At 66.2% G+C, this 16,010-nt stretch carries 18 protein-coding genes; 9 read left to right on the plus strand and 9 right to left on the minus strand.

Features of this window, described 5'->3' with window-relative positions; translation table 11 throughout:
* Window positions 1-3: 3 nt before the first annotated feature.
* The 4 genes from N2602_RS08420 to N2602_RS08435 are packed head-to-tail and all read right to left on the minus strand — an operon-like array spanning window position 4 to window position 2,539.
* Window positions 4-513 (minus strand): DoxX family protein, encoded by a 510-nt coding sequence (locus N2602_RS08420; protein WP_260382325.1) that lies wholly within the window; start codon window positions 511-513, stop codon window positions 4-6.
* Entirely contained in the window at window positions 510-1,292 is a 783-nt protein-coding gene (locus N2602_RS08425) for a DNA-binding domain-containing protein (RefSeq protein WP_260382326.1), read from the minus strand. Before N2602_RS08425 ends, N2602_RS08420 begins: the two co-directional genes overlap by 4 nt.
* Window positions 1,282-2,196 carry a DUF692 domain-containing protein gene (locus tag N2602_RS08430; RefSeq protein WP_260382327.1) on the minus strand — a complete coding sequence of 305 codons (915 nt, stop codon included), beginning with the start codon at window positions 2,194-2,196 and terminating at the stop codon, window positions 1,282-1,284. Before N2602_RS08430 ends, N2602_RS08425 begins: the two co-directional genes overlap by 11 nt.
* Window positions 2,197-2,233: 37 nt before the next feature.
* Window positions 2,234-2,539, minus strand: coding sequence for a DUF2282 domain-containing protein (locus N2602_RS08435; protein WP_260382328.1), 306 nt, complete (start codon window positions 2,537-2,539; stop codon window positions 2,234-2,236).
* A gap of 311 nt (window positions 2,540-2,850) precedes the next feature.
* Here N2602_RS08435 and N2602_RS08440 point away from each other — a divergent pair, with 311 nt between their 5' ends.
* From N2602_RS08440 to N2602_RS08455, 4 genes are all read left to right on the plus strand, one after another.
* Window positions 2,851-4,947 carry an adenylate/guanylate cyclase domain-containing protein gene (locus N2602_RS08440; RefSeq protein ID WP_260382329.1) on the plus strand — a complete coding sequence of 699 codons (2,097 nt, stop codon included), beginning with the start codon at window positions 2,851-2,853 and terminating at the stop codon, window positions 4,945-4,947.
* A gap of 176 nt (window positions 4,948-5,123) precedes the next feature.
* Window positions 5,124-6,077, plus strand: coding sequence for an alpha/beta fold hydrolase (locus tag N2602_RS08445; RefSeq protein WP_260382330.1), 954 nt, complete (start codon window positions 5,124-5,126; stop codon window positions 6,075-6,077).
* The gene (locus N2602_RS08450) at window positions 6,052-6,636 is read left to right on the plus strand and encodes a HutD family protein (protein WP_260382331.1); all 585 of its coding nucleotides are present in this window, start codon (window positions 6,052-6,054) and stop codon (window positions 6,634-6,636) included. The genes N2602_RS08445 and N2602_RS08450 overlap by 26 nt, the downstream gene beginning before the upstream one ends.
* Before the next feature lie 104 nt (window positions 6,637-6,740).
* The gene (locus N2602_RS08455) at window positions 6,741-7,946 is read left to right on the plus strand and encodes an adenylate/guanylate cyclase domain-containing protein (RefSeq protein ID WP_212259240.1); all 1,206 of its coding nucleotides are present in this window, start codon (window positions 6,741-6,743) and stop codon (window positions 7,944-7,946) included.
* Here N2602_RS08455 and N2602_RS08460 read toward each other — a convergent pair.
* From N2602_RS08460 to N2602_RS08470, 3 genes are all read right to left on the minus strand, one after another.
* Window positions 7,933-8,226, minus strand: a complete 294-nt coding sequence (locus N2602_RS08460; protein ID WP_172788174.1) for a hypothetical protein — start codon at window positions 8,224-8,226, stop codon at window positions 7,933-7,935. The genes N2602_RS08455 and N2602_RS08460 overlap by 14 nt on opposite strands.
* A 165-nt stretch (window positions 8,227-8,391) precedes the next feature.
* Window positions 8,392-8,571: a hypothetical protein gene (locus tag N2602_RS08465; RefSeq protein ID WP_036035855.1), complete on the minus strand. Its 180-nt coding sequence runs from the start codon at window positions 8,569-8,571 to the stop codon at window positions 8,392-8,394.
* 79 nt (window positions 8,572-8,650) lie between these two features.
* Window positions 8,651-8,857: a hypothetical protein gene (locus tag N2602_RS08470; RefSeq protein WP_210342456.1), complete on the minus strand. Its 207-nt coding sequence runs from the start codon at window positions 8,855-8,857 to the stop codon at window positions 8,651-8,653.
* Between the two features lie 148 nt (window positions 8,858-9,005).
* Between N2602_RS08470 and N2602_RS08475 the strand changes: the two genes are divergently transcribed.
* The 3 genes from N2602_RS08475 to N2602_RS08485 all read left to right on the plus strand — a co-directional run bounded on the left by N2602_RS08475 (window position 9,006) and on the right by N2602_RS08485 (window position 13,030).
* Window positions 9,006-9,803 carry an adenylate/guanylate cyclase domain-containing protein gene (locus tag N2602_RS08475; protein WP_212259238.1) on the plus strand — a complete coding sequence of 266 codons (798 nt, stop codon included), beginning with the start codon at window positions 9,006-9,008 and terminating at the stop codon, window positions 9,801-9,803.
* Window positions 9,804-9,960: 157 nt separating this feature from the next.
* Window positions 9,961-12,003, plus strand: coding sequence for a PAS-domain containing protein (locus N2602_RS08480; RefSeq protein ID WP_260382332.1), 2,043 nt, complete (start codon window positions 9,961-9,963; stop codon window positions 12,001-12,003).
* Entirely contained in the window at window positions 11,897-13,030 is a 1,134-nt protein-coding gene (locus N2602_RS08485; protein WP_260383627.1) for a bifunctional diguanylate cyclase/phosphodiesterase, read from the plus strand. The genes N2602_RS08480 and N2602_RS08485 overlap by 107 nt, the downstream gene beginning before the upstream one ends.
* 57 nt (window positions 13,031-13,087) lie before the next feature.
* Here the strand turns inward: N2602_RS08485 and N2602_RS08490 are convergent, their stop codons facing one another.
* Window positions 13,088-13,660: a hypothetical protein gene (locus N2602_RS08490; protein ID WP_260382333.1), complete on the minus strand. Its 573-nt coding sequence runs from the start codon at window positions 13,658-13,660 to the stop codon at window positions 13,088-13,090.
* A gap of 265 nt (window positions 13,661-13,925) precedes the next feature.
* On the opposite strand from N2602_RS08490, the gene N2602_RS08495 reads away from it, so the two are divergent.
* Window positions 13,926-14,867: a Ku protein gene (locus N2602_RS08495; RefSeq protein WP_260382334.1), complete on the plus strand. Its 942-nt coding sequence runs from the start codon at window positions 13,926-13,928 to the stop codon at window positions 14,865-14,867.
* 45 nt (window positions 14,868-14,912) lie between these two features.
* On the opposite strand, the gene N2602_RS08500 is transcribed toward N2602_RS08495, so the two are convergent.
* Window positions 14,913-15,182 carry a hypothetical protein gene (locus N2602_RS08500; protein WP_260382335.1) on the minus strand — a complete coding sequence of 90 codons (270 nt, stop codon included), beginning with the start codon at window positions 15,180-15,182 and terminating at the stop codon, window positions 14,913-14,915.
* Between the two features lie 247 nt (window positions 15,183-15,429).
* On the opposite strand from N2602_RS08500, the gene N2602_RS08505 reads away from it, so the two are divergent.
* Window positions 15,430-15,906 (plus strand): DUF3833 family protein, encoded by a 477-nt coding sequence (locus N2602_RS08505; RefSeq protein ID WP_172788182.1) that lies wholly within the window; start codon window positions 15,430-15,432, stop codon window positions 15,904-15,906.
* Window positions 15,907-16,010: the final 104 nt, after the last annotated feature.

Raw genomic sequence — 16,010 nt, forward strand, 5'->3', positions numbered from 1 at the left:
GGCTCATCGCCCGTGCGACCGCGCACGACAAACAAGATGGTCGAGCGAGATGAGCCCGGGCCCGTAAGCCATGATGCCGAGCGCCATCGCCGCCCAGGTGAGGTGGATCGGCCAGCCGTCGGGCACCGTGAGCTCGACGATCACCGTCATGAACAGCAGCCCGAGCGCTGCGAACCGCGTGCCGAGCCCCAGCACCAGCAGGATCGGGAACATGATCTCGCCGCAGCCCGACAGGAAGGCCATCACCGTCGGTGCCGGAAAGTGATAGGGCCCGCCCGGCAGATGCAGCATGAATTCGTCGCTGAACAGCGTCACCGCGGTGTCGTTGAGCTTGAGGAAGCCGCCCCATTTGAGCAGGCCCGAGCGCCAAAATGGCACGGCCAGCGCGAGGCGCAGCACCAGCTGGACCAGCGATGGCGTCGCGAGCGTCTGCACGAGATGATTGGCTCTGTCGATGATTGCTCCGGGCGAGGGCAGGCCGCTGGCGGTCGTCATGTGCTGGTCCGTGATCATGATGGGTCTCCGCAACAGAGCGAGGTGAAGGCGCCGGCTTCCATCAGCCCGGCGATGTTCGCGGCGATGTCGAATTCGCTGGCAGCCTCCAGCGCCGCCGCCGCGGCTTCGCCGAGCGGCCGGCCCGACATGAGATGGTGCGCGAAGACCGCGCCGCCGGGCGGAAGGCGGCGCACGGCGACGTCAAACTCGCCTCGCGTGACCAGCGCATCCTCCGGCGTCGAGGCATCGATCCGCATGACCGGTGCGTTGTCGCGGATGGCCGCAAAGATCGTCACGGCGGCGTAGTCCGAACGCAAGCATTGTGCGGCCGGGTGCGGAATGAACACCAGATCAGCCAAGCGATCGGGTGTCACCGCCACGAGCCGGGCCGGCGACAGCGGGGCGGCGTCGGCGGCGTGATAGGCATCGAGCCAGGCCCGTTCGAGACGCGCGACGTCGGCGAGCCAGGGCATATCTTGCGCATGCTCGTAAGCTTCGATGAACTCGGCGAAGTCGCGGCCGTATTCGAACAGCAGCGGCGATGTCGGCGGATGGCTGCGCACATGCAAGCGCGCCATCGCGCGGAAGAAGTCGGTGCCGGTGATGCGCTGCACCGCCGGATAAATCGCGGCCAGCGCGTCGATCAGGCTGACCGTGACGTTGTTGCGGTAGACGTCGTAGCGCCGGCCAGCGGCTTTGCCGTTCGGGCCGGTGACCAGCTCAGGCGTGCTGCGTGCCGGATCCAGCAGCGACGGCGCGAACGATGCGGCAAAGGACAAGCCGGGTTCAGGCAGCATGACGGTCTCCTGCCATTGCTGTGGACTGATGGCGATCGAGGATCGCCTGGGCGGCAGCGGCCTCCGCTTGCAGCACCGGCCAGTCCGGAATCTTGCTGTCCCATTCGATCAGCGTCGGCACCGGCCCGCGGCGTTGGATGACGATTTCGTAGAGCTTCCAGACGGCGTCCGCGACCGGGCCATCGTGGCTGTCGATCAACAGCAGGTCACCTTCGTCGTCGGCCTGCTCGGCATGCCCGGCGAGATGAATTTCCTCGACGCGCGACAGCGGGAAATCAGCGAGGTAGTCGAGCGCGGAGTATCCATGGTTGGTCGCGGAGACGAACAAATTGTTGACGTCGAGCAGCAGGCCGCAGCCGGTGCGCTCCGCAACGGCGCGGATGAATTCGGTCTCGCGCATCGAGGATTCGCGGAAGGCGAGATAGGTCGACGGGTTTTCCAAGAGCAACGGCCGGCGGAGCGCCTCCTGCACCTGGTCGATGTGATCGCAGACGCAGGACAGCGTCGCTTCGGTATAGGGCAGCGGCAACAGATCGTTGAAGAAGCTGGTCTCATGTGTCGACCAGGCGAGGTGCTCGGAGACCAGCGCGGGCTGATAGCGCGCGACCAGGCCGCGGAAGCGTGCCAGATGCGCCTTGTCGAGCGGCCGGGGTCCGCCGATCGACATGCAGACGCCGTGCAGCGAGAGCGGATGATCGCGGCGGATCGCCTCCAGCGCGCGATGCGGCGGCCCGCCGGCGCCCATGTAGTTCTCGGCGTGGACCTCGAAGAAGCCGCGCCGAGGCTTTGCCTGAAGGATTGCCGGGAGGTGCTCGGGCTTGAAGCTCGTTCCGGCAACGCCGCCGATCGGCGTCGCGAAGCGGAGCGGCAGCGCTGCTGGCAGGGCCGGCTTGATTGTGCTCATCGTGCTGCTCCGTTCGCGCTTGCTGTTGCGCCGGCCGTTACACCGGCTTGAGCGAACCCTTCTTGCCGCCCGGCAGCTCGATGCTGGTGCAGGTGCCGCCCTGGACGAATTTCCAGGCATTGCCCTGGTAGTCGGCGGTCGAGGTGCCCTGGCAGGTCGTGCCCGGTCCCGCCGCGCAATCGTTCTGGCCTTTCAGGGCGACGCCGAAGCACTTCTCCTTCTTGGCGGCGACGGCGGCATCGGCTTCGGCCTTGGTCAGAGGGCCGGCGGAGGCAAGCGTTGCGAGCGCGGTCGACACCGCACCGGCGAGGACGAGAGAGGTCACGGCATGTTTGACAGACATCAGAGGTTCTCCTGTTCGAGGTGGCATCGCCTGGGCGGGGATGCGCGCATGGTCTCCTTCGCTCCGCGCGCCGCCCGCGTTACGGCGGGCTGCTCACGAATCCGTGAGACCGAGTGGGTCGGGCGCACGGCGGTGCGCTTGGGTGGGGATTAGTGGGCAAGTGGGCGGCCAAATCCAATGCCTTGGCGCTATCGACACGTTAGAGCGAGAGCATTGGATGCGTCCTACCAAACTTGGCAGAGGTAACGGACGGTAGGAAATCTGCGTAGAGCGATGACAGGAGCCGTGCCCACCCAAAGGCGGATACAACCATGAACGTCGATCCCGGACGCCAGCTTCGTGCGATCGCAAGGATGACGGTGAGCATCCGCCTTGCTGTGTCCGCGCTGGTCCTCACGGCGATCCTGCTGACCGCGGCGCTTTCCAGCCTGCTGTGGTGGCGCACGGCGGAGGCGGCCAGCCGGCAGCTCGCCTCGACCATCAACGAGCAGATCGTGGCGGCGGTGCGCAAGGAAGTCTCGGCCATCGTCGACGAGGCGCGGGCCGCGCACACCGCGATCCGCACCCTGTTCCTCCAGAACGTGCTCGACACCCGCGAGGCCGACAAGCGCGAGTTCGTCTTTCTCTCGCAATTGCAATCGCAGGCGACGATTTCCTGGGTCGCGTTCGGCTGGCCCGACGGCTCCTTCTTCGCCGCGCACAAGCTCGGCGATCGGCGCCTGGAGATGATGGAGATCTCGCTGACGGATCATCCGGGGCAGCGCCGCGTCGACGAATATGACGTGGTGCCCGGCGACATCGAGTTCGCCAACCGGCGCTTCGAGCCGACCGATTTCCGCGTCGCCGATCAGGCCTGGTTCAAGGCCGGGCTCGGCGCGGACGACCCGCAATGGTTCAGGGTGATGGACCATGCGACCGGCGAGCGCCCGTCGATCGCTTTCGCCGGACCGATCGACGTCTACCAGGAACGGCAAGGCGTGCTTGCCGTCATCATCGAATATACCAGGCTCGCGCGTTTCCTGTCGCAGCTGGAGGTCGGGCGCACCGGCACCGCCTTCATCGTCGACGGCAGCGGCGAGCTCGTGGCGGCGCCCGACAAGGACGCCGACGAGCTCCATCCAGCCCGTGGCGACACCGCGCTGCTGCCGCTGGCGCGCACCGCGCTCGGCCATGCCGGGAAAGCCGGCCGCAAGGAGGCCTGGCGAAGCCGGCTCACCTCGGGCGGAGCGGCCTATGAGGTCGCGCTGACGCCGCTGCCGTTTCCCGGCTGGTCGCTCGCGACCGTGATCCCGGAGGCCGAATTTCTCGGGCCGGTCGAGACGACATTGCATCGCCTGATCCTCGGCCTCGCCATTGGCGCGGTGCTCGCGGCGCTGGCCTCTGCGATGCTGGCGCGGTCCGTCATCGCCGCGCCGCTGTCGCGCGTCGTCGGCGAGCTGCGCCATGTCGAAGCCTTCGCACTGGAGCAGGTTCGTCGCCATCCGTCGCGGCTCAAGGAGATCGCGAGCCTGTCGGGTGCAATCGCGGAGATGGCGGCCGGCCTGTCCGCATTCCGCAAGTTCATCCCGGCGGATCTCGTCCGCGGCCTGCTGCGTCAGGGCGTCGAGGCGCGGCCGGGCGGCAGCATCCAGGAGCTCAGCGTGATGTTCATCGACATAGCCGGCTTCACCGGATTGTCGGAGCGGCTCGGCGATCGCGTCGTGCCGCTGCTGTCGCGCTATCTCGACCTCACCTCGGAGATCATCGTCGCCAACGGCGGGACCATCGACAAGTTCATCGGCGATGCCGTGATGGCGTTCTGGGGCGCGCCGCAGGCGCAAGACGATCACGCCGCGCGATGCTGCCGCGCCGCGCTCGCCTGCCGCCTTGCGGTCGAACAATCCGGCCTCGTCGACGATCTCGGCCAGCCGCTCCAGATCCGCATCGGCATCAATTCCGGCCGCATGCTGGTCGGCAATATCGGCTCGGAGCTGCGGCTGAACTACACGGTGATCGGCGATGCCGTAAACGTTGCGAGCCGGCTCGAAGGCGCCAACAAATCTTACGGCACGCAAATCCTGATCGGCGCGGCGACCGAACGTCTGGCGCGCGGCGCCGTCGTCACGCGCGAGGTCGACAGCATCGCGGTTTACGGACGCGAGGAGGGGCTGTCCGTTCACGAGCTGATCGGGATGGTGAACGATAATGCGGCGGGCAGCGACACGATCGGCTGGATCGCGGATTACGAACGCGGTCTCGCCGCCTATCGCGCGCGCCGATTTGCCGACGCACTCGCCGATTTCGAGGCCGTGCTGAGGCAACGCGGCGACGATCGTCCGGCCGAGCTGATGCGTGACCGCTGCCGCCGGCTCGCTGCAGCTGCGCCCGACGTCACTTGGCGGCCTGTGGCGGCATTGACGTCGAAATAGCCGCGCGGATTTTGCGACGTCATGCGCGTGCCGCGCATTCCGCAGGCCGAGCCCTTGAGCTCGCCGGGGGCCCATAGTAAGGATCGCCTGGGTCTGCAGTTCACCCAGGCGTCAGCGTCCCGCGAAGCTTCTGCGTCATCTCAAGGCCGGCGCACTCGAGGCGTGGAAGGCGCGACATGACCGCAAATCCGGATGCATTGCCGCTCGCCGGGCCTGCTCCGGTCTCGGTGCAGACCTCCCGCGGGATCTTCCAATGCGCGGTCGCAGGCGAGGGGCCCGCCATCCTCGCCATTCATGGTGGCATGGGCGGCCACGACCAATCCTGGCTGCTCGCGCGTGCGCTCGCCTCGACGCTCGGCGACAAGCGGGTGGTGGCCGTGTCTCGCCCGGGCTATCTCGGCTCGCGCCTGGAGCTCGGTGCCTCGCCCGACGAGCAGGCTGATCTCTATCGCGAGCTGCTCGATGCGCTCGGGATCTCCAATGCGGCGGTCGTCGCGGTCTCCGCCGGCGGCCCCTCGGCGCTGCAATTCGCCGCGCGGCATCCCTCGCGCTGCCGCTCGCTGGTGCTGGTGTCGGCCTGCACGGGGCGACTGCAAACGCCGCCGGACATCGCCGGGCGGCTGCGCATGATGCGCCATCTTGCGCGTCTTCCCGGATTGCCTCGGCTCCTGAAGTGGCGGGCTGAACGAAATCCGCAATCCGGTGCGCGCCGCGCGATTCCCGATGACGCGATGCGCGAACGAACCTTGCGCCATCCCGAGGCAGCTCTCTTATTGCGCACCTTGCAGTCGAGCGTGCTCGAGCATCTGCACGCCAGGATCCCCGGGACCGTCAACGACATCGCGCAATTTGCCGCGCTGGAGCAATTGCCCGCAGGAACGGTCTCGGCGCCTGCTCTCGTCGTGCACGGCCGCGCCGACGATGTGGTGGCCTTCTCGCATGCCGAGAACGTCTGCCGCGCAATCCCGCAGGCGAAGCTGCTGGCGCTCCCCGACGGCGGTCACGTCTCGCTGTTCACGCATCTGGACGCTGTGCGCAAGGCGGCCGAGCCGTTCCTGGACGCGAGCGCCGCTGCTTCGCACCCTCATCGCATCAGGGATCTCCATGAAGGCAACGCTGCTCAATCCTGAAAGCTACACCCGCTCGCCGTGGAAGAATGGCGGCGGCATCTTCACCGACATCGCCGACGCTCATCGGGCCGATGCGCCGCGGAAGGACTGGGACAGCCTGCTCTGGCGCTTTGCGTCGACGCCGATTCTTGCGCCTGGTCCCTTCTCCCATATGCCCGGCATCGACCGCTTGCAGATGGTGGTCGAGGGGCGCGGACTGGTGCTGAAGTCGCCGACGCAGGACTTCGACGAACGTGAACCTTTTACGACGGTGCGTTTCACCGGCGAGCTCGAGATCGTGACCGAGCTCGAGGCGGGTCCCGTCGAGGTCGTGAACCTCATGGCGCGGCGCGGTGCGGCGGAGATCGACCTCCTCGCGCTGAAGGAGCCCGGCGAAAAGGCGCTCGCCGCCGGCACGCATCTGGTCTACGCCCCGCGCGGCGAATGCCGCATCCGTCTCGACCATGAGGATTTTGCGATTCCCCGCACCGGCACGCTGAAGCTCGAGCTGGCCGGGCCGTCGCAGCTCGTGCTCGTCTCGGGCCTGGCGGTGCTGGGGTCGATCCGGCTTTTGGGGTAGAACTTCAGACCAATGCGCACAATCCGTGCAACTGGCTAGGTTGACGCGGCCCGGCCGGCGCACGATATCTGCTTCGCAAAGACCGCACCCCGAGGGGGCAGGATATGAATGCGCCAGATACATACGCCCCCACGCAGGCCGACGGCGTCATCGACTGGCTGACCAACGGTACGCGCGACGAGCGTTACATCGACGACATCTTCGCGCAGATGTGCATCCGCCTGCAGCAGGCGGGCATTCCGGTGCAGCGCGCGACGCTCCATGTGCTGATCAATCACCCGCAATGGCTGGGCGCCCGGATGATGTGGTCCGACGGGATGCGCGAGGCGGAGATTGCGCTGGTCGACTACGATGTGCGCGAGCGATCCGAATATATCGGCAGCGCCGCCAACGAGATCCATGACGGCGCCGCCGAGGTGCGCGAGCGGCTCGCGCAGGATTCCGCGCATCGCCGCAAGCACGCCCTCTATGACGAGATGCGGGCCAAGGGCCTGACCGACTATGTCGCCTGGCCGCTCTATCATACGCTCGGCAAGCGCCACATCGTCACTTTCGCGACCGCCCGGCCCGGCGGCTTCGAGGACGCCCACATCGCCGGCCTGAAGAAGCTGCTGCCGGTGCTGGCGCTGGTCAGCGAGATCCGCGTCAAGAATCGCCTGGCACGCACGTTGCTGGAGACCTATGTCGGCACGCATGCCGGCGAGCTGATCCTGGCCGGCGCCACAAGGCGCGGCAGCGGCACGACGGTGCGCGCGGCGATCATGATCTGCGACCTCAGGGACTTCACCAAGATCTCCGACAACTGGCCGCGCGACGACGTGATCGACCTGCTCAACGACTATTTCGACGCGATGTCGGAGCCGATCGCGCGGCACGGCGGCGAGATCCTCAAATTCATCGGCGACGGGCTGCTCGCCATCTTCCCGCTGCATCAGCCGAACGCCTGCGCCAATCTGCTGCACGCGGTGGGGGAGGCGAGGGGAGCCATGGCCGCGCTCAACGAGCGGAACAGCGGAAGCGGCCGCGCGCCGCTGAATTACGGCATCGGCGTCCACGTTGGCGACGTCATGTACGGCAATATCGGATCGGCCAGGCGGCTCGACTTCACGGTGATCGGCCCGGCCGTCAACATGGCCTCCCGCCTGGAGACACTGACCAAGACGCTCGGTAGGAACGTGCTGCTGTCACGCGATTTCGCCGAGCTGGTCGAGAAGCAGTTCGCGCTGGAGCATGTCGGCAGCCACGAGGTGCGCGGCTTCAACGCTCCGATCGAGCTGTATGCCTATCCGGCTCGCGCTACTTCCGGTTAGTTCCGCTGGTGTTCGGCAGGGCCTGCTGGCCGCCCTGGGTTTGCCTGGCCGGATCGTTGTCGCCCGGCCTCATCGTTGACGACTTCGCCGGTGCATTCGCGCCGCCGCTGTTGGCGTCCGACGAGGTATTGAGGCTGGAGGCGCCCGCGCCGGTGGTGCCGCCGGTGCCGGTCGAATTGATGCTCGAGCCCGTCCTCGACGCACCCGCGCCGCTTTGCGCGAAGGCGGAAGGAGACGAGGCGAGAGCCGCGATGAGCCCTGCGATGACGAGTGCTTTCATGTCCGCTCCTGTGCTCGGCCCCAGGCGGCCCCGGCCCGGCGGTCCGGGGGCGGGGCTTTGAGCCGGGGCCGCCATTTGCCGGAATGGTGAGACGCCGGCGAAAGGCCAATGCGCGGCAGCGCGTGGTCGTTCCAAATCCGATGGCGCGGCCGCAAACCCGCTGAACTACGCCGACCAGCGATCCTGCTCTTCCTGGTGCGCGTGCTCGTTCAGCCGGTCGGCGATCTCGTCCGCAATCTGCTCGGTCTCGGCCGAAGCCACCGGCTCGCCCTTGTGGGTCTTCAGCTTGTCCTTGTCGGCTTCAATCGGAAAATCGTCGGGTGTCAGTCCGGTCGTCTTGTTCATGGCGCGCCTCACTGCATCCAGTTGCGGAAAACACACGTGAAGGCCGATCGTTGCTACCAAGATGAAGCCGCTGGCGGCGTCAGGCGCCGCCGACCGCCCGCGTGATGGTGCCGCTCCCGCCGCAGGTCGCGCAAGGCGCGCCATCGATGCGCCCCTTGCCGTGACAATCGGGACAGACGTCTTCGCCGGTGCCCTTGGTTCCGGGCGGGGCTTCGTCACCGGGGTTGAGCGCTGCTTGCGTCGGGATCTTTGCGTCTTGCGCGTGGGCAGCCTTCGTCTTGGTCATCTGCGCCTCCTCGAAAACACCGCAACGCGCCTTGCCGCAGAAAGTGCCAATCGGTCGGCCAGAGAACCGAGCGCCTATTGCCGATGCGGAACTCTCCGAATAGGCTTGGCGCACATCGTCCAACGGTCCTTCCATCGGCCGCGCCTTCATGCCCAAATTCCTCCGCATCGGTGTCCATCAGTCCAACGTCTCCGGATACACGTCGAAGGCGTGGTGCGTCAGGCGGGTCGGCTCGGCGGTCTTCCTGAAATGGGGCGCGGTGGAGGTGCATGGCACAGGTGCTGCGCGCAAGGTCTATTGGTCGCGCCTGCCGCAGGAGAAGACCGTTCGTTGCGGCAGTGCGCAAGCCGCGCAGGACTACACCAAAGCCGCGATCGCGCGGCGCCGCAGCCATCGCTATGAGCCGCTGACCGGCGCGATCGCGAACCGGCGGCCGTCGGCCGCGCGCGGCGCCGAGCTCAAGCAGGCGCTCGCCACCATCCTGATCGTCGACATCGTCGGCTCCACCGCGAAGGCGGCCAAGCTCGGCGATGCGCGCTGGACCAAGGTGATGGGCCACTATTACGCGGCGGTCCGCAAAGAGCTGAAGACGTGCGGCGGCAAGGAAGTCGTCACCACCGGCGACGGCGTGCTGGCGACCTTCAGGAAGCCCGCCGCCGCCATCGCCTGCGCCAGCGCGATCCAGAAAGCCGTGCGCACGCTCGGCCTCGAGATCAGGGTTGGCCTGCACACCGGCGAATACACCATCAGCGGCGGCGAGATGGTCGGCCTCGCCTTCCACATCGGCACCCGTATTGCCGCGAAGGCGCGCGCCGGCGAGGTCCTGGTGTCGAGCGCGGTGAAGGAGCTGATGACGACGCAGACGGCGATCGGCCTGCGCGATCACGGCCTGCACCGGCTGAAGGGCGTGCCGGAAAGGTGGAGGCTGTGGCGGGTGGAGGGGTGAGGGCGGCTCTTTGCCGAGCCCCGAGGTTTCATTTCAGGAACCGAGATGATCGACGTCCCAGTGTTTCCGACATTCCGTTAAACCTAAAAACACCAAGCGCCTTTACGGGTCCTTCGCCACTCCTGCCCTAGCCTTCACGGCGGCTGGGGCAAATTTGATGGGCTTCTTCGCGCGGCTTCGCGACTCCTTCTCCGTGGGCGACACGAGCGATCCGCTCGGCCGTGCGCTGCTGGTCGAACAGTTCCGGGTTTTGCGCAAGCAGGTGCCCGTTCTCTACGCCATGCTCCTGGTCAACAGCATCAGCGTCGGGCTGGTCCTTCCCAACACGATATCGGCGTGGCTGCGATTTGCCTTGCCGGCCGCCCTTCTGGCGGCCTGTCTGTTTCGGCTCGCCCAGTGGCTGCGGCTCAAGAAGGCCGATTTCACCGCCGAGGAGGCGTATCTCGAGCTTGCAAGAGTTCGCACCGCCACGGTGGTGCTCAGCTCCGGCTTCGTGATCTGGATCCTGGCGCTGTTCATGGTCGTCGATCCCGGTCTGCGCGCGTCGGTCTCGCTGCTTCTCTTCATGGGCTGCGTCGGCACCGCCTACTGCCTCGGCAGCTTTCCGCCCGCGACGCGGCTGACGATGATCATCGCCGGCGCACCGATCGCCACCCTCCTCTTGCTCTCGGGCGAGGGGATGCTGGTCTCGGTCGGGATCAATCTCCTGGTGTTGCTCGCTCTGCTCGCCCGGATGATCAACACCAATTTCCGTTCCTTCGTGAAGCTGGTCGAGACCCACGGACGGCTGTCCGAGGAGGGTGACCGCGCGCGGGCCGCAGAGCAGACCGCGACCGCCTTCGCCGAGCGCTTCGACCGGGCGCTCAACAACATGTCCCATGGCCTCTGCTTCTTCGACGACGATCAGCGCCTGATCGTCTGCAACAGGCAATATCTCGAGATCTACGATCTGGATCCGAAGCTGGTCCGGCCCGGCATGAAGCTGACCGAGATCGTCGATCTCCGCTATTCGGCCGGCAGCGCGCCGAAGATGTCGAAGCAGGACTATCTGGTCTGGCGCAACAGCGCTCCGGTGAGCGCCGAGAATTCGGATACCACCGTGGAATTGACCAACGGCCGGATCGTGCGGATCAAGCATCGCCCGATGGAGGGCAAGGGCTGGGTCGCCACCCACGAGGATATCACCGAGCGTCATCGAACCGAGATGGCGCTTGCGGAAGCCAAGACGGCGGCCGAGCAGGCCGAAGCCGCCGCCCGCGCGGCTCACACCCATCTGACCGAAGCCCTCGACGTCGTCCCCGAAGGACTTGCCGTTTTCGACAAGGACGATCGCCTGGTGCTCTGGAATCATCAATACGCCGAATTCTACACGGCCAGCCGGGAAGCCCTTGCGGCCGGCACGCCGTTCGAAACCATGCTTCGAACCGGCCTTGCCGCGGGACAATACCCGGACGCGGCGGGGCGCGAGGAGGCGTGGCTCGCCGAGCGCCTCGCGCACCACGCGCTGCCGCACCATTCGCACGAGCAGCATCTGGCGGGCGACCGCTGGGTCCGCGTCGAGGAACGGCGCACCAGCGACGGCGGCAGCATCGGCGTCCGCATCGACATCACCGACCTCAAGCGCCGCGAGGCCTCGTTCCGCCTGCTGTTCGAGGAGAATCCGCTTCCGATGTGGGTGGTCGACGCCAAGCGGCGGCGCCTCATCGCCGTCAATGGCGCGATGTGCCGGCACTACGGCTATTCCCGCCACGACCTGCTCGCGATGTCCGAACGCCAGCTCGAATATGGCGAGCGACAGGACGCCGAGCAGGACTACGAATTGCACAGGACCGCCGACGGCGAGGCTATCCAGGTCGTGATCGAATCCCGGCCGCTGGTCTATGAGGGCCGTCCGGCCCATGTCTGCGTCGCCTTCGACGTCACCGAGCGCAATCGGGCGCAACAGCGGGTGAGCTATCTCGCGGGCCACGACGCGCTCACGGAGCTGCCCAACAGGGCCGCGCTGGGTGAGCATCTCGGCGATGCCATCGAGCACGGAGATCACGGACGGCGCCTTCGCGGTGCTCTGTATCGATCTCGACCACTTCAAGGCAATCAACGACCGCTTCGGTCATGCCGTCGGCGATGCCGTGCTGCGCGAAGCCTCGCGCCGGCTGCAGGAGGCCGCGCAGGGAGCTTACGTGGCGCGCGTCGGCGGTGACGAGTTCATTGGCGTCACCGATGAGCTGCCGCTGCCGGCGACCGCCGAGCTGCTTGCGACGCGCATGCGGGCGCAATTCGAGCGTCCGATCGAGGTCGACGGCCACGCGCTCAAGATCGACCTCTGTGTCGGCGTTGCGCTCTATCCGCGCGATGCGGACAACGCCGCCTCGCTGCTCGCAAACGCCGATGCCGCGCTCTATCGCGCCAAGCACGAGGGCAGGGGAGCCATCCGCCTCTTCACCAGCGCGATGGACCAGCAGCTGCGCGACCGCCGCGCGCTGGAGCACGATCTGCGCCTCGCGGTGGAGCGGGGCGAGTTCTATCTCGAGTACCAGCCGCAGCATCATCGGGACGGCACGCTGATGGCTTACGAGGCGCTGGTGCGCTGGCGGCATCCGTTGCGCGGTGTCATTCCTCCGGGAGAGTTCATCCCGATCGCGGAGCAGAGCGGCGCCATCGCGCAGATCGACGATTGGGTGCTGATGGAGGCGTGCCGGGAGGCGGCGTCATGGGATCAGCCGCTGCGGGTCGCCGTCAACGTCTCCGCGGCCCAGTTCCGCCGCGAAAACCTCAATGCGCAGGTCCGAAGGGCGCTGCGCGACAGCGGGCTTGCCGCAGCGCGGCTCGAGCTCGAAATCACCGAAGGCGTCCTGATCGAGGACGTGCCGCGCGCCAGGCGGACCATGCAGTCGCTCAAGTCGCTCGGCATCCTGATCGCGCTCGACGATTTCGGAACGGGATATTCGTCGCTGTCCTATCTCGAAGCGTTTCCTCTGGACCGGATCAAGGTCGACCGCTCCTTCGTCGCCGCTCTCGGCCAGAGCGAGCGCTCGCTCGCCATCGTCCGCGCCGTGATCGGCCTCGCCCATGGGCTCGGCGTCCCCGTCCTCGCCGAAGGCATCGAGACCGAGGCCCAGATGTCGCTCCTCGTCCAGGAAGGCTGCGACGAGATGCAGGGCTATCTCTTGGGGCGGCCGCGGCGGCTGGAGGCGGCGGCGGAGAAGGTGAGGCGGGCGGCATCCTGAGGGATGCACGCGGATTGGAGTTTCAGTCGACTTTGATTCCAGGAGGTGAGGAGCGCGTCATCGGAGCGGACAATTGGTGGTCGTGACGATAAAGATTCCACGACGCATCCGTTTTGAAGCAACGATGTCGCAACTCGATCCGACGTGGCGGAGCCACTCCGAAGCTCCACCGTCCTCGGCAAGGGTATCGCTTGGGTTCGAGACGAGGTAAGCGTTGTTTTCCATGCCGACCATGCCCCAGCTTTCCCAATCCAGCATGACCGCGTCTTTGTCTGCGAACCACCCTTCTGCCGCGTCGCTGTGCGTGTGCGACCAAGCTAAGAACCGAAGTTCATCCTTGACTCGCGGCAGTGCCCAGAATGTCCCGCCGATCAGCGTGAGCATCACCGCAAGCGAGATGACGATCGAGCGCGCGCGGGATGACTTCCTCTCGACGGCTGCCCAGATGCAGAGCCCGATGCAAACCAAGGCCATCGCGGGCAAGTAGAGCGAGATGAGAAGGAGAAACGTGCGAAGGCTCTTATCCCACGCAAACGGAGCTGCAGTCACGACTGCGGCAATTGCGGCAATGAAGGGCAGCCACCGCAGGGTGCGTGATTTTTCTTCGGGGGCTTGAGCAAACGAGGTCATGGGTCTCAAGTTTAATTACGATGATCGTCCAGTACTGTCACCGTAATTCCGGGCTCGGCGTCCCCCTCCTCGCCGAAGGCATCGAGACCGAGGGCCCAGATGTCGCTCCTCGTCCAGGACGGCTGCGACCAGATGCAGGGCTATCTGCTGGGGCGGCTGCGGAGAAGGTTAGGCGGGCGGCGTCTTAATTGTCGCTCCCCATGTCGGAACCCGGGCCGGCCGTTCGTCTTGAATCCGTGTCGCCTCGAACCGGAGTTCTGCGTAAATGGCCCCGCGCGCCAATTGGAAAGGCTTCCTGAGACTGTCCCTCGTCACCTGTCCCGTGGCGCTCTATCCGGCCACGTCCGAGAGCGAGAAGATCTCGTTCAACCAGCTCAACCGGCAGACCGGCCACCGCGTCAAGTATCTGAAAGTCGATGCGGAAACCGGCGACGAGGTGCCGAATGAGGACATCGTCAAGGGCTACGAGCTCGAGAAGGGCCAGTACATCGAGGTCTCGAAAGAGGAGCTCGAGGAGATCGCGCTGGAGTCCACCCGCACTATCGAGATCGACGAGTTCGTCGACAGGTCGGATATCGACCCGCGCTATTTGATCCGCCCCTATTACATCCGCCCCGACGGCAAGGTCGGCCACGACGCCTTCGCGGTGATCCGCGAGACCATCCGCGAGATGGACAAGGTCGCGATCGGGCGGGTGGTGCTGACCAACCGCGAGCACATCATCGCGCTGGAGCCGATGGACAAGGGCCTGGTCGGCACCCTCCTGCGCTACCCCTACGAGGTGCGCAGCGAGCAGGACTATTTCGACGATATCCAGGACGTGAAAGTCACCAAGGACATGCTCGATCTCGCCCGGCACATCGTCAACCAGAAGGCCGGACGCTTCACACCCGAGAAGTTCGAAGACCATTACGAGACCGCGCTGATCGAGCTGATCAACGAAAAGCGCGCCGGGAAGGTGATCCGGCCGAAGGAGCGGCCCAAGGGCGAGAACGTCGTCGACCTCATGGAGGCGCTGCGGCGAAGCGTCGGCAAGGAAGCCGGGAAGCAGGCCGCGCCCGCGAAGGCAGACAAGCCAGCCAAGAAGCCGAGGAAGGCGGCGGCCGGCCAGAAGGAGATGCTGATGCCGATCGCGGGCAAGAAGGCGGCCGCCAAGGAGTCGTCCGCTAAGAAGCCGGCGGCAGGGGCGCGGCGGAAATCGGCATGAAGCATCTTCATCGTCCGCGGTACGCGAAGGTCCTTGCCGGAAGCCTCAAAGGCCCTCGTCAGGGCACTCCGGACAGGTATCGCCGATCGAATCGAGGACATCGTTGATCTCAGCGACGGCCTGATCGGCGGAGACGCCGTCCGGTGGATCCTGGCTCGCAAGCTCGACCGCGCGTTTCCGAGCGTGCGGGTCGGCACGATCCTTGGCCCAGCCGTGCTCCTCGCATTCGCAAATCGCGCCGGCGTCCTGCAGCAAATTGATGGCCCATCCGCGCAAGGTCCGGATCGCCGGCCGTCTTTCCCTGGTCATCAGCATGCAAGATCGCTCCTGCGGGACGAATCCGCGCTACCGCCCGCTCGTTCCCGGCGGTTAGCACGGGTCAGGGATTCCCAAACGGCGGGGCTGATCTTGTCCACGTGTTCCGGCGGGCTGTGGAGAAGGCGAAGTGTTGACGCGGGGTCTGCATGCGCCGCAAGCACGCGACCGAGCCAGGCGGGTCCCTGCTGGGGAACCCGGTGCCGAGAGGCGACTTGAGTGGTCATCGGTTTCGGAGGAAAAGCCCATGGCCATTGATGCGTTCGCTGGCACCACGCCGGTGTTTCTCCCTGAGCAATTCTTCGTCGGCCGCCTGGAAGGATGGGCGGTGGTCGAGAGCCTCGTCGGCGGGCTGTTGAAGCGGGCGACGATCACGGCGCATGGCGAGTTGGACGCGGACACCGACACAGTCGTCCTGACCGAAACCTACACCTTCGATGACGGCCACAGCGACACGCTGCGCTGGACGATTCACAAGCTGGGCGAAGGCCAATACACCGGCCATGAGAACCGACTGGAAGGCGAAGCCACCGGCGAGCAGGCCGGTTGTGCATTTCATTGGACCTACACGCGCGACACGCCCCAAGGCGATGGAAAGTCGTTCAAGCTGAACTTCGATGATTGGCTCTATGCGATCGACGACCGCGCCTGCATCGTGCGCGGATCCGCCGGGCGCGCGGGCATTCCGTTCGCGACGGCGCATGTGACCTATCGGAAGCTTTAGGTTCGCCCGACCCGCTCTGCAGCCCCGCTCCCCCTGCGCGCGCTTCTTTCTCGAACTTAACATTTTTGAATCGCGAAGGCACCGAAGCAAAGTACGGTGGGCGT

The sequence above is a fragment of the Bradyrhizobium sp. NC92 genome (assembly GCF_025200865.1).
Classification (GTDB): Bacteria; Pseudomonadota; Alphaproteobacteria; order Rhizobiales; family Xanthobacteraceae; genus Bradyrhizobium.

Coding starts and splice junctions, on each gene's coding strand:
- N2602_RS08505 (WP_172788182.1), top strand. CDS start 15,430: ATGGCCATTGATGCGTTCGCTGGCACCACGCCGGTGTTTCTCCCTGAG.
- N2602_RS08460 (WP_172788174.1), bottom strand. CDS start 8,226: ATGAAAGCACTCGTCATCGCAGGGCTCATCGCGGCTCTCGCCTCGTCT.
- N2602_RS08495 (WP_260382334.1), top strand. CDS start 13,926: ATGGCCCCGCGCGCCAATTGGAAAGGCTTCCTGAGACTGTCCCTCGTC.
- N2602_RS08445 (WP_260382330.1), top strand. CDS start 5,124: ATGACCGCAAATCCGGATGCATTGCCGCTCGCCGGGCCTGCTCCGGTC.
- N2602_RS08500 (WP_260382335.1), bottom strand. CDS start 15,182: ATGCTGATGACCAGGGAAAGACGGCCGGCGATCCGGACCTTGCGCGGA.
- N2602_RS08455 (WP_212259240.1), top strand. CDS start 6,741: ATGAATGCGCCAGATACATACGCCCCCACGCAGGCCGACGGCGTCATC.
- N2602_RS08425 (WP_260382326.1), bottom strand. CDS start 1,292: ATGCTGCCTGAACCCGGCTTGTCCTTTGCCGCATCGTTCGCGCCGTCG.
- N2602_RS08430 (WP_260382327.1), bottom strand. CDS start 2,196: ATGAGCACAATCAAGCCGGCCCTGCCAGCAGCGCTGCCGCTCCGCTTC.
- N2602_RS08465 (WP_036035855.1), bottom strand. CDS start 8,571: ATGAACAAGACGACCGGACTGACACCCGACGATTTTCCGATTGAAGCC.
- N2602_RS08450 (WP_260382331.1), top strand. CDS start 6,052: ATGAAGGCAACGCTGCTCAATCCTGAAAGCTACACCCGCTCGCCGTGG.
- N2602_RS08470 (WP_210342456.1), bottom strand. CDS start 8,857: ATGACCAAGACGAAGGCTGCCCACGCGCAAGACGCAAAGATCCCGACG.
- N2602_RS08440 (WP_260382329.1), top strand. CDS start 2,851: ATGAACGTCGATCCCGGACGCCAGCTTCGTGCGATCGCAAGGATGACG.
- N2602_RS08420 (WP_260382325.1), bottom strand. CDS start 513: ATGATCACGGACCAGCACATGACGACCGCCAGCGGCCTGCCCTCGCCC.
- N2602_RS08480 (WP_260382332.1), top strand. CDS start 9,961: ATGGGCTTCTTCGCGCGGCTTCGCGACTCCTTCTCCGTGGGCGACACG.
- N2602_RS08490 (WP_260382333.1), bottom strand. CDS start 13,660: ATGACCTCGTTTGCTCAAGCCCCCGAAGAAAAATCACGCACCCTGCGG.
- N2602_RS08475 (WP_212259238.1), top strand. CDS start 9,006: ATGCCCAAATTCCTCCGCATCGGTGTCCATCAGTCCAACGTCTCCGGA.
- N2602_RS08435 (WP_260382328.1), bottom strand. CDS start 2,539: ATGTCTGTCAAACATGCCGTGACCTCTCTCGTCCTCGCCGGTGCGGTG.